The organism is Arthrobacter sp. 10L430, from assembly GCF_056395245.1.
The window spans coordinates 84,933-96,701 of record NZ_JBFTJD010000011.1 but is presented as its reverse complement, the minus strand read 5'-3'; the positions used below and the strand labels follow the sequence as shown (position 1 = coordinate 96,701).

The 11,769-nt window shown below is 66.3% G+C and carries 9 protein-coding genes; 7 read left to right on the top strand and 2 right to left on the bottom strand.

The annotated features are described in order from the left end of the window. Positions 1-16: 16 nt before the first annotated feature. Positions 17-604 carry an adenylate kinase gene (locus AC1DDG_RS11940; RefSeq protein WP_476876224.1) on the bottom strand — a complete coding sequence of 196 codons (588 nt, stop codon included), beginning with the start codon at positions 602-604 and terminating at the stop codon, positions 17-19. Between the two features lie 363 nt (positions 605-967). On the opposite strand from AC1DDG_RS11940, the gene AC1DDG_RS11935 reads away from it, so the two are divergent. Further along, the gene (locus AC1DDG_RS11935; protein ID WP_476876223.1) at positions 968-1,366 is read left to right on the top strand and encodes a hypothetical protein; all 399 of its coding nucleotides are present in this window, start codon (positions 968-970) and stop codon (positions 1,364-1,366) included. Between the two features lie 22 nt (positions 1,367-1,388). Here AC1DDG_RS11935 and AC1DDG_RS11930 read toward each other — a convergent pair whose 3' ends face one another. After that, a complete protein-coding gene (locus AC1DDG_RS11930) occupies positions 1,389-4,868 on the bottom strand; it encodes a DEAD/DEAH box helicase (RefSeq protein ID WP_476876222.1) in 3,480 nt (1,159 codons plus the stop codon). A gap of 178 nt (positions 4,869-5,046) precedes the next feature. On the opposite strand from AC1DDG_RS11930, the gene AC1DDG_RS11925 reads away from it, so the two are divergent. The 6 genes from AC1DDG_RS11925 to AC1DDG_RS11900 all read left to right on the top strand — a co-directional run bounded on the left by AC1DDG_RS11925 (position 5,047) and on the right by AC1DDG_RS11900 (position 11,720). Beyond that, a complete protein-coding gene (locus AC1DDG_RS11925; RefSeq protein ID WP_476876221.1) occupies positions 5,047-5,904 on the top strand; it encodes a DMP19 family protein in 858 nt (285 codons plus the stop codon). Between the two features lie 205 nt (positions 5,905-6,109). Continuing rightward, positions 6,110-7,834: an Ig-like domain-containing protein gene (locus AC1DDG_RS11920; protein ID WP_476876220.1), complete on the top strand. Its 1,725-nt coding sequence runs from the start codon at positions 6,110-6,112 to the stop codon at positions 7,832-7,834. Positions 7,835-8,148: 314 nt separating this feature from the next. Then, positions 8,149-8,730 (top strand): sugar O-acetyltransferase, encoded by a 582-nt coding sequence (locus tag AC1DDG_RS11915; RefSeq protein WP_476876219.1) that lies wholly within the window; start codon positions 8,149-8,151, stop codon positions 8,728-8,730. After that, a complete protein-coding gene (locus tag AC1DDG_RS11910; protein ID WP_476876218.1) occupies positions 8,727-9,305 on the top strand; it encodes a TetR/AcrR family transcriptional regulator in 579 nt (192 codons plus the stop codon). Before AC1DDG_RS11915 ends, AC1DDG_RS11910 begins: the two co-directional genes overlap by 4 nt. Beyond that, positions 9,302-10,567, top strand: a complete 1,266-nt coding sequence (locus tag AC1DDG_RS11905; RefSeq protein ID WP_476876217.1) for an MFS transporter — start codon at positions 9,302-9,304, stop codon at positions 10,565-10,567. Before AC1DDG_RS11910 ends, AC1DDG_RS11905 begins: the two co-directional genes overlap by 4 nt. Positions 10,568-10,697: 130 nt before the next feature. After that, positions 10,698-11,720: a LacI family DNA-binding transcriptional regulator gene (locus tag AC1DDG_RS11900; protein ID WP_476876216.1), complete on the top strand. Its 1,023-nt coding sequence runs from the start codon at positions 10,698-10,700 to the stop codon at positions 11,718-11,720. The last annotated feature ends 49 nt before the right edge of the window (positions 11,721-11,769 follow it).

Here is an 11,769-nt window from a genome sequence, read left to right as displayed (position 1 = left end):
TGCGCCGGCGCGGCTGTCAGGTGGCAGTCCGCGCTTTGACGGTTTCGATCCCCTTCAGCGCGCTGGCGGTGACGTGGTCGACGTCGGCGGTGCCATCGACGGAGACCAGTATGCCGCGTCGGCCGTAGCGTGCGATGACGGGCTGGGTCTCTTCGCGGTAAAGCTGCAGGCGGTGACGGATGACGCTCTCGGTGTCATCGCTGCGCCCTTCGGCCCCGGAACGGAGAAGGAGCCGGCGGACGATCTCGTCGTCATCAGCGGTGACTTCCAGAACAGCGTCCAGGGTTTTCCCGCTGCTCTCGAGAATGCCGTCCAGGTTCTCCATCTGGCTCAGGGTTCGGGGGTAACCGTCGAGCAGGAAGCCGTTCCCCGTGTCGTCCTGCTGCAACCGCTCCCGCACCATCGCCGTAGTGATGTGGTCGGGCACAAGGTCGCCGGCATCGAGATATTTTTTGGCCTGGTTGCCCAGAGGCGTTTGGTCACTCAGGTGGCTTCGGAACATGTCCCCGGTGGAGATCTCCGGGATGCCCAACTTTTCGCTGAGGCGGTGCGCCTGGGTGCCTTTGCCCGACCCGGGAGGGCCGACTATCAACAGTCTCGTCATGCGTCTGTCCGTTCTGGTCTGTCGGCTGACGTTGCGCGGTGGCGTGACCGCCGCACGGAGGCGCTGGACGCCAGGCTTGCAACCATGACATGCGTGCCGGCAGCGGGTCAAGCATCGCTTCAGGGGATGCTGCACCCGGGCCCGACTGCGGACTGCCTGCGTACTGCCGAGTAATTCCGGGTAGTTGCGGCACAAAAGACGGGTAGCTGCCCACCGTGACTTAAGGGTACGGCGGGTCGTTGAATTGGTCTGGCAGGGCAACAGTCACAGTGACGGGGGCAACGAAATGTACTTTTCGGCCAGGCGGGCCGGGTCCCGGCAAGGATCCGCGGCATCCGGTCTTGAATCGTCCTGGAGCAGGCCATGAGCTCCGGACTGGCATCGGCGGTGCAATTCGCAGCCTCCCTGCCGGGCACGGTCCTTTTGACACTGGGGCAGGTCCTCGTCGTCGTGTGCGCCTGCTTCGACATGGTCCGGGTGCTCTCCGTGCCCCGTTCCCACCGCCGCTACGTGGCCAACACCGTCTTCCGGACGCTGGCGCCGCCGGCGATCCTGGTCACGGCGATCAAGGTGCTGATCGCGGCGGCGTCCGGCGTATGGCCGGACGTCACTGCCGGGATGTTTGTGCTGGTCGTCGTGACCTACCGGTGGTACACAGACAACGATGAGGACAGCTGGTGGAAGGGCAAGGGCAAGGCGCTGGGCCGGCGGCTCATGAAGCTGGCTGCGCTGCCGCCCCGGACTGCACCGGCCGCGGCCTGATTCGTGTCGTCCCGGCAGGTTGTCAGTCGTTGAACAGCCCGGCCAGGTCCTCAGCGGTCAGCGAACCGCCGGACAGGGCATCGCCTTCCATCACGTCGGCGAAGAGCTGCGACTTCTTCGCCTTCAGCGCCATGACCTTCTCCTCGATGGTGTCCTTGGCCACCAGCCGGTAGACCATCACGTTTCTGGCCTGGCCGATGCGGTGCGTGCGGTCCACGGCCTGGGCTTCGGAGGCGGGGTTCCACCACGGGTCCAGCAGGAACACGTAGTCGGCCTCGGTCAGGTTCAGCCCGAAGCCGCCGGCCTTGAGGCTGATCAGGAACACCGGGGCCGCGCCGTTCTTGAACTCGTTCACCACGTCGGTGCGGTTCCGGGTTCCGCCGTCGAGATAGCAGAACTCGATGTTCTCCTCGACGAGGCGCTCACGGACCTTCCCTAGGAAACCCGTGAACTGGCTAAAGATCAGCGCCCGGTGGCCTTCGGCCACCAGGTCCTCGAGCTGTTCGAACAGGACGTCCAGCTTGCTGGATCGCACACCGGACAGCGACGCGTCCACCAGCGACGCATCCAGACTTAGCTGCCGCAGCAGTGTGAGCGACTGGAAAATGGTGAAGCGGTTTTTGTTGACGTCGTCGATCAGGCCCAGGATCTTCTGCCGTTCCCGCTGCAGGTGTGTCTGGTAGACCTTCTGGTGCCGGGGGTTCAGCACCACTTCAAGGATCTGCTCCTGCTTGGGCGGCAGGTCGTGGATGACCTGCTCTTTCGTCCGGCGCATCATCAGGGGGCGGACCCGACGGCGGAGCTTGTCCAGCTGCCCCTTGTCACCGTTTTTTTCCACCGGCTTCTGGTAGTACTCGGCGAACCGCTTGGGACTCGCGAACAGGCCCGGCGCCACAATCGATGTCAGCGCCCAGAACTCCATCAGGTTGTTCTCCAGCGGGGTGCCGGTGATGGCGAGCTTGAACGCCGCCGGCAGCTTGCGGGCGCACTGGTAGGCCTTTGACTGGTGGTTCTTCACGAACTGCGCCTCGTCCAGCACCAGCCCGGCCCACTGCCGCGAGGCGTAAGCGTCGTAGTCGATCCGGAACAGCGCATAGGACGTGATGATGATGTCCGCCCCGGCCATGGCCTCGGCGGGGTCCACCCCGTTCTTCGCGAAGGTCTCGCCGATGGCCCGCACGGTGAGGCCCGGCGCGAAGCGCGCGGCCTCCGCCTCCCAGTTGCCCACGACGCTCGTGGGCGCCACCACCAGGAAGGGCGCGGCGCCGTCGGGCGTTGCCGTGTCCTCAACCGGAGCAGCACCAGCAGCGGCGTGGTCCTTGGCGGCGCACATCAGCGCCAGAGCCTGGACGGTCTTGCCGAGGCCCATGTCGTCCGCCAGCACCCCGCCCAGCCCGTGCCGGTACAGGAAGGTCAGCCAGTTGTAGCCCTCCAGCTGGTAGGGGCGCAGGTCGGCGTTCAGCGTGGCAGGCAGCGGCAGGCCGTTCACTCCGCCCTCAAGCAGTCCGCCTACCGCCTCACGCCAGGCGGCCGCCTGTTCGTCCACGATTCCCAGCTGCGCCAGCTCGTCCCACAGGCCCGCCTGGAAGCGGCTGATCTGCAGCGGGGCGTCCTTGTTGTCCTGCAGGGCGCGGGCTTCATCAATCAGCGCCCGCAGCTGGTGCAGCTCGGGGAGGTCGAGGGAGAAGTACGCACCGCTGGGGAGCAGCATGCGTGTCTGCCCGGCCGCCAGGGCCGAGAACAGCGCCGCGAAGGACACAGGCTGGCCCTCGAGGGTGATCACGATGCCGAGGTCGAACCAGTCCCGCTGGTCCGTCGCCTTCGTCGAAATCGCCACCACCGGGGCTTCCTCGGCCTCGCGGTAGTCTGCGATATCGCCGGATGTGTCCACATCGACGCCTGCGGTGTTTTGCAGGCGGGGGAGGACTTCCTCGGTGAAGGCCAGCGTGTCCAGGCCGCTGAGTTCGGCGGTGCCCGCAAGCCGCGGCGTGCCCCAGCCGCCCGTAGCGGATTCACCCAGCGCCGGCACAACATCCCAGGGCTGACCCACGGCCTCAAGGATCCTCGCTTCGGCGGGGTCGTCCCGGTAGCCGTGGTCACCCGGGTGCCGCCACAGCGGCTGCGCGGTGACGAGGTTTCCGGACTTGTAGTGCCACTCCCAGTGCAGCCTGAGGCGGTGGTCGGCGCCGTAATTGGCCAGCAGGGACAGGGTGGGGATGGCCAGGGTGGGCAGTTCAACCGATTCGTCCGACGCCGTAACCCGGGCCGTCTGCTTCAGCTTCGGGTAGAACCCTGTGAGGAAGCGGCTTTCGTCGCGGGCTGGGATGTGAAGGGTGCTCCCGGCCGTGACGAACGTCAGGAGTTCTTCGCTCAGGCCGCTTTCGAGCGGCGCCAGGGTGATCACGGTGTCCGCCGCAACGCCGGGCAGCGCATCCCCGCCGGAGGTTATGAAGATGCCATGCGCCGGGCGGCCGATGGTTCCCACCGATGCCGGATCCACCTCCGCGCCCTCAACGGTGATGGTGGGCGCAAGCTCCAGCCCGCCGCCGTCGGACGTCCTGGACCTGGCGCCATTCGCCGCCGCGTTGTCCGTCGCCGCTGCGACATCCACCGCTGCACCATCCACGCCGGAGCCGTAACGGCTCAGATTAAGGCCGACGGCGGCAGGCACTTCTGCGATCCGGACCGGCTCCTGCCCACGGCTGTGGACCAGGGCCACGCCGATCTTCTTGGCCTCATCCAGCAGGCTCCACAGGTTCTTGCCGGCAAAGGTGTTCATCCCCAGCCACAGGGCGGTCGACGAGTGCACCCGGCTGGCGGCCGACGTATGGGCAACGAGGAAGGCCTGCATCCACTCCACGTGGGCCTCGTTGCATTCGCGCCGGAAATTCAGGTAGCTGAGCGTGTTCCAGGAGACATCGCCACGGATCCACTTGCCCTTGGCCCCCATGATCACCGGGCGGGCCTTGAGCTGGCGGACGCTGCGGAGCGGATCCCGGCGGCCGGTGTAGGAGAAATGCGGGGCCGGTTCCTCCACCTCGAACTGGAGGGCCAGCGGGATGCCGCCGGTGGACTGGGTAATGCCCGGTTGTGAAATCAGCGGGCTCAGCGCCTGCTCCCAGTCCGCGAGCTCCGGACCGGACGGCTCGCGCGACAGCCGGGAAACCTCCGCCGGAGCCAGCAGCTTAACCCGGATGGCAGGATTGTCCTCGGCGGCGAACAGCAGCGCGGCCACATGCTTGCAGTCCTTGCGGACGGGACAGCTGCAGACACCCACCGTGCAGCTCCAGCCAGCGGCTCTCCGCACGAGTTTAGCCGTGGTCGAATACGGCAAGTCGGCGCCGCCGCGCACCTTGCCCAGCATCAGCCCCGTGACGGCGTCGAACGAGATCCCGGACACGCGGCTGCCCATGGCATACGCGAGTCCGGCCGCGAGGGAGCGGTCGTTGATCGCGGGGGTCTGGATTGCCAGTGCCGCACTCTCGTCCGGTTTGGATGGCATGGTGCGCGCTACTTTCAGCAGGTCAAAAATCTGCAGGTTATCTGATCCATCTTAGTCAGCCGGGAGGTGCCCTGAAACTTCGCCTGGCGTTCACCTCCCACTCAACCGCCGGGCAAGTGTCGGCGCGTACGTTGAAAGGGTCCTGAGCACCACCGGCTTTCTGCAGTGAGGATTTCCCATGACTTCCAGCGAATACCCTGTCGTTTTGACCCTTGAAGGCACCGAGGCCGGCAACGACGAGATTGTTGACGCCAACGTCTCCGTGGTGAACACGATGTACCAAGAGCTCCTCAACTCCGGGGAGATCGCGCCCAACGCCCTGCGCAGCTACTTCGTGGACTTCTACGTGACCCAGTCACTGGGCGGCGGCTTTGCACAGTACGTCTTCACCGCGCCGGAGCGTGAAGAGCTGGATACCTACGTCCGCGACGGCCTCGAAGGAATGGGCGCCACAGCCCACCTGGAGCTGTTCAACCGCACCGCGGCGGCCTTCGATTCCCTCGCGGACGAGGAAGCGGACATCTACCTGGACGGCGAATGGGACGCAGAGTCTGACGGGGAACTGCCGGAGGCCGTCCAGGCCATGGAAGACCTCGACGCCGAATTCGAATCGCTGCTGGAAACCGAGGACGTCACCGGCCTCAACGCAGCCTGGCTTCGGGGCCAGGAAGGACTGCTGGTCCTGACCGAGGTCGAGCTCACCGCCCATATCGCGATGCGCGTGGCCCAGATCCCGGACCTCGACGAGCGCCGTGCCGAAGCCGAGGAGGAAGCATTGGATAACGCCCCTGAGTTCGAGGTCATCATCCGCGAGCTGTGCGGCATCGCAGGTTACGCGCTGCAGAAGATCACCATGGGCGATCCCAACTACGAGCACAACGGCGAGACGGTCCTGGCCTGGCACTTCAGCACGGACCACGGCTACTTCCTCATGATTGAAGAGGACGATGAGGCCTTCATGCTCAACCCGGAGACCAAGGAAATCGTGGCGGCCGTGGAGTTCGAGGAAGTGGACGAGGACCTGGTGGACGCGTAGCGAAGCAGGGCACGGGGCCCGGGCACCCCCATTCGGGGGACCCGGGCCCCGCTGTCTAGGTTTTCCGCAGGGTCGCTTTCCGATACTGGCATCCACATCGGGCCATGGACCTGATGTGCATCACCGGCGGGCTGGGGTTCAGCCAGGTGAAGTCTGGGCCTTTGGAGGGGAGCTTTCCATGAATTCTGCACGCAATCGTCAGCGCTTGGCAACGGGGATCACCGCGGGGGCGCTAGTCGTCCTGGCTGCACAGTCCGCGGCCGTACCCGCGTTCGCCGTCATCAATCCTGTGCCGGCCGCGCCGCACTCAATCCTCGTCTTCCCGGTCAGGGATTTCGTGTCTTCATCCGGCTATGCTGCAGGCGACCGGCCTACAGTCCAGGTGCTCCGCGGCGGTGCCGTCATTGGCAGTGCCGCCGGTCTGGTGCCGCAGGATGACCCGACAACTGCCGGCTTTGACGGTCTCGTGGAGGTTAACCATCCCGGTGGTGGCTGCTGGGACACAGTGACCCCGGACATCCGCACGGGGGACGTCGTCCGCATTCTCACGGCGCCCGACGTGGGCGACGAGACTTTCACGGCGGACGTCACTGTAACGCAGCAGGCTACCAAGACGGGGCCGGGAACTGTCGTCATGAAGGGGACCGCAGTCGCGCCAGGCGGCGGACAGATTCCGATTGACCAGCTGCAGGCCCGCATTGTGGCCAAAAACCAGTCATTCGCCGTCAACGGGAAGCGGACACTCCGCGCCAGCGCCGCTGCCGGCGACGACGGCACCCTGGCTTACGACGGCCCGGGGCTCACCACCTGGACGGCGACGTGGACAGGTCTCACAGCTGTGGGCGGGGCTGACGGTCTTTCAGATGCGGACAGGGCATCCAGGCCAGCCAACGCTGAAAGCCGCGGCATGTGGCTCGGGCGCAACCCGGCGCTCCTGACTGAAAACACCATCTTCGAGTTTGGCCAGATCGGCGGCCCAACCGCACCGTGCACGGCGCCGCTCGCCAAAGGCCCGTCGATCCCCGACATGACCGCCGCTTCGGACACGGGTAGCTCTAACGCGGACAACATCACCCGCAATGCCACCCCCACTTTCGCGGGAGCTGTTGCGCTGCCCGATTCCACGAACGCAACGCTCTACGTCGACGGCGTTGCCAGCAGCACGGCAACAGTTGCAGCGAACGGCAGTTTCTCACTGACTCCGACCGCGGCGCTTGCGAATGGTCGCCATACGATCACGGCCAGTGAAACTACTGCAGGCGGCACCGAAACGATGTCGGCCGGGTCCCTTGCCGTTACGGTCGACACCGTGGCGCCCGTCCTCACAGCCAAGGCGCCGGCGCTGAACTCCATGTCGGTCAGCCAGACGGGCAACGTCACGGCAACCTTCAATGAGGCCATCTCCGGCCTGGGCACCGCGTCCTTTACCCTGAAGAACAGTGCGGGCGCCCTCGTGGCCTCACCTGTCAGCTGGAACGCCACCACCAGAGTTGCCACGCTGAACCCAACGGCTACCCTCGCTGCCGACAGGAAGCATACCGCAAGCGTCACTGCGGGCATCACGGATCTGGCGGGCAACCCGCTTGCTGCGTCCTCCTGGGCCTTCACCACCGGCCCGCGGCCGACGGTGACCGGCAGGACGCCCGCGGTCAACGCAACGGGGGTGAGCCGGACGGCCAACGTGACGGCAACCATCAGTGAGGCGGTCAGCGGTGTCAGCGGTGGAACCTTCGCCCTAAGGAACACGGCCACGGGAGCACTCGTCAGCTACGCGGTCAGCTACAACGCCACGACGCGGGTCGCCACGCTGAACCCCAACGTCACCCTCGCAGCAAGCACCAAGTACACGGTGGTCCTGTCCACGAGCATCAAGGATGCTGCGGCAAACCCGCTCATCGGAACGTCCTGGAGCTTCACCACAGGCCGGTAGCGGCACAGCTTCACTCGACGTCCGGCCCGGTGCCGCCCGCAAGGGCGGTCCTGGGCCGGACTCATGTGCGGGCACGGGCTTGCGCTGGTTGAGCTTGTCGAAACCTGGATCCCGGCCTGCGCTGGTTGAGCTCGTCGAAACCTGGATCCCGGCTTGCGCTGGTTGAGCTTGTCGGAACCTGGATCCCGGCCTGCGCTGGTTGAGCTTGTCGAAACCTGGATCACGGCCTGCGCTGGTTGAGCTCGTCGAAACCCCGACAGGGCGCGGATACATGGTGTGTACAAATGTACATAGCACTGTGTACGCTTGTACGCATGACTTCCGACTACTTCGCAGGCGACACCCGGACCAACCACGAGCGCATGCTGGCAGGGGACCTCTACATCTCCGACGACCCCAACATTGCCGCCCGGCAGCAGCGCGCAGTCCGGCTGGCCGTCGAGTACCAGGCAGCCTATGCCCGCGATATCGACTCGGCGCAGCCGATCATCAGGGAACTCTTGGGTGAACTTGCCGACGGCGCCCACATCCGGCCGCCGCTGTTCGTCGACTATGGCACCTACATCCGGGTCGGCAAAGGCACGTTCATCAACTTCAACCTCACAGCCCTGGACGTTGCGCCGATCACCATCGGCGAGGACTGCCAGATCGGCCCCAACGTCCAGCTGCTGACGCCCACGCATCCGCTGGAACCCCGGCCCCGGCGGGACAAGCTTGAGGCGGCCCAGCCGATCACCATTGGCGACAACGTCTGGATCGGCGGCGGGGCCATCATCCTGCCTGGGGTCACAGTGGGTGAAAACAGCGTCATCGGCGCCGGGGCGGTGGTCACCCGCGATGTGCCGCCCAACGTCGTGGCCGTGGGAAACCCGGCCCGCGTGGTCCGTGAGCTGTGACGGCGCCCCAGGGGCCGCCGTCGGAAAAACCGCGCTCCCGCCGCCATGATCCGGGACGCCGGGAGCGCCTGATTGACGTCACGCTGGATGTCATCGCTGAAAACGGGGTTGCCGGCACAACGCACCGGAAGGTCGCGGCGGCCGCAAACGTCCCCCTCGGCTCCATGACCTACCACTTTCAGGGCATCGACGAGCTCCTGGCGGCCGCCTTTACGAAGCTCGCCGACCTTACTGCAGACGGCTTCGAAGCAGCGCTGTCCGCGGCGGACGGTCCCCGGCAGGCGCGGGAGGCCGTCGTCGGGCTGATCACCGGTGACCTGCTGGGGGAGCGGCGAAGCATCCTGCTGACGTACGAGCTGTATGCGCTGGCCGCCCGCCGCCCCAACCTGCGGCAGGTGACCGACACCTGGATGGCGCGGAGCCGGGCAGCACTGGAACGGCACTTCGATCCGGACACTGCCCGGATGCTCGATGCGCTGATTGAGGGCCTGTCCATCCACCGGGCGCTGGCCCTGAACCCCATGCCCGTACAAACGGTCCGCGAGGCCGTCGAAAGAATTGCACCCGACTCATGAGTTCAGCTTTTGTCCCTGCCGACGCGCCCCAACTGTCCCCGCAGCGGCTACAGCGCGCCCGGTTCGCCATGGCGGCACTGTTTCTGACCAATGGCGCGCTCTTCGCCAACCTGCTGCCCCGTTACCCGGCAATTATCGACGATCTCCAGCTGAGCAACGCCCAATTCGGCGTCGCCGTCGCGTCATTTCCGTTGGGGGCAATTATTGCCGGCCTGGCGTCCGGGGTCCTGGTGCGCCGCTTCCGATCATCGCGCGTCGCGACGGCGGGCACCTGGCTGATCGGGGTCGCTATCCTGCTCGCGGGGATCGCCCCGTCCTGGTTGGCCCTTGCGGCAACGCTGTTTGTCGCCGGCGCAATGGACGCCGTCACCGACGTGGCCCAGAATTCGCACGGATTGCGGGTGCAGCGGCTGTACAAACGGTCCATCCTCAACTCGTTCCACGCAGTCTGGAGCATCGGCGCCGTCCTGGGCGGCCTCATGGGTGCAGCGGCAGCCGGACTGGACATCCCGCGGGGCCTGCATCTGGCGGTATCGCTGGTCGTCTTCAGCGCGCTGACTCTTACCTGCTACCGCTACCTGCTGCCGGGGCCGGAGCCCGTCGAAGTGCCGGAGGCAGCCGGAGCGCCCGGACAGAACCGCCGCGCTGCCCGGGGCGCGTTGGCGAAGTACTTCATTCTCGCGGCGCTTGTCCTTATCGCAGCGGCCGGGGCCCTGGTGGAAGACGCGGGCAGTTCCTGGGCCGCGGTCTACCTGTCCGGCCCCCTCGGAGCTTCCGCGACAGTGGCGGGGCTTGGCTTCGTTGCCCTGACCGGCATGCAGTTCATCGGCCGCATGTTCGGAGACCGCCTGGTTGACCGCTTCGGTCAGCGGCTTGTCGCGCAGGCCGGAGGGACCGTTGCCGCTGCCGGAATGGGCACGGCCCTGCTCTTTCCGTCCGTCGCAGGCACTATCACCGGCTTCGGACTGGCGGGCCTCGGGGTGGCGACCCTTGTGCCCGCCGCCATGCACACCGCTGACGAACTGCCCGGGCTCAGGGCGGGAACCGGACTGGCCGTCATCAGCTGGCTCATGCGGCTCGGATTCCTGCTTTCACCGCCCGTTGTCGGGGCAGTCGCGGATACCGCAGGCCTCCGTACCGGGCTGCTGGTCATTCCGTTGGCCGGTGCCATCGTTCTGGCCATGTCTCCGGCGCTTGCCTCCCGGGCCCGGGCAAACCTCCCGGAGCCAGCGTTGCCTGAACCCCTCGGGCAACGCCACTAACCGCCCGGCCGGCAGATCCGGCCGGATCCCTTCGGCCGGGTGGTGTCGGCCCGCGCGGGTTGACACTTGCAAAACGTTTTGTGTACTGTGGGTCACACAAGCACACAAAACGTTTTGCAAAGGACAGTCGATGGCGACCAAAGTTGGTATACGCGAGGTGGCGAGAGCCGCCGGGGTCTCGGTGACCACCGTGTCGCACGCGCTCAACGACGCCACCAGCTTCCGGGTCAAAGCGGAAACCCAGCAGCACGTCCGGGACGTGGCCAAGGACCTTGGCTATGCCCCCAACCGGCTCGCCAGCGGATTGCGTAACCAGCGGTCTCAGATTCTTGGGCTCGTCAGTGACGAGATCACCACCACCCCCTTCGCCGGCGCCATGATCCGCGGAGCGCAGGACGCCGCCTACGAACGCGGCTACGTGGTCATGGTGGTCAACTCGGGCCTGGACAGCGAGCTGGAGGCCCGGGAAATCCGGATGCTCCAGCAGCACCAGGTGGACGGCGTGGTCTACGCCAGGCTGTACCACCAGGGTGTCCAGGTTCCTGCCGAACTGGACGGCCTTCCCACGGTGCTGCTTGATGCCGTCACCGGCGACACCGCGGTCTCGTCAATTGTCCCCGACGAGGTCGGTGCTGCCGAAACCGCCGTCGACGCCCTCATCCGGGCCGGCCACACCCGGATCGGGATGATCAACAACGTGGACGACATCCCGGCAACCCACGGCCGGCTGGAAGGCTACCTCAACGCCCTGCGCCGGCACGGGCTGGAACACGATCCCCGCCACTTTGTGATCGGGAAGCCCGACACCAAAGGCGGCCGGGAAGCCGGGCTGGCCCTGCTCGGCCAGCCGGACCGTCCCACCGCCCTGTTCTGCTTCAGTGACAGGGTCGCGATGGGCGCCTACCAGGCGGCAACGGCACTGGGACTGCGCATTCCGGAAGACGTCTCCATTGTGGGCATCGACAACCTGGAGCTCATCGCGGACTCACTGTGGCCGGGGCTGACTACTGTGGCCCTGCCGCACTATGACATGGGGCGCTGGGCGGTCAACCGCATCCTGGACGACATCGAGAATCCGGGCATGGCGGCGGCCCAGACGCAGCTGGAATGCCCCCTGATTGAGCGGGGATCGGTGGGCCCCCCGCCAGGCTAAGCCACAAGGCACACACACCAACCATCAGTTCCACCACCGGGAAACCGTC

Coding starts and splice junctions, on each gene's coding strand:
- AC1DDG_RS11940 (WP_476876224.1), bottom strand. CDS start 604: ATGACGAGACTGTTGATAGTCGGCCCTCCCGGGTCGGGCAAAGGCACC.
- AC1DDG_RS11935 (WP_476876223.1), top strand. CDS start 968: ATGAGCTCCGGACTGGCATCGGCGGTGCAATTCGCAGCCTCCCTGCCG.
- AC1DDG_RS11930 (WP_476876222.1), bottom strand. CDS start 4,868: ATGCCATCCAAACCGGACGAGAGTGCGGCACTGGCAATCCAGACCCCC.
- AC1DDG_RS11925 (WP_476876221.1), top strand. CDS start 5,047: ATGACTTCCAGCGAATACCCTGTCGTTTTGACCCTTGAAGGCACCGAG.
- AC1DDG_RS11915 (WP_476876219.1), top strand. CDS start 8,149: ATGACTTCCGACTACTTCGCAGGCGACACCCGGACCAACCACGAGCGC.
- AC1DDG_RS11905 (WP_476876217.1), top strand. CDS start 9,302: ATGAGTTCAGCTTTTGTCCCTGCCGACGCGCCCCAACTGTCCCCGCAG.
- AC1DDG_RS11900 (WP_476876216.1), top strand. CDS start 10,698: ATGGCGACCAAAGTTGGTATACGCGAGGTGGCGAGAGCCGCCGGGGTC.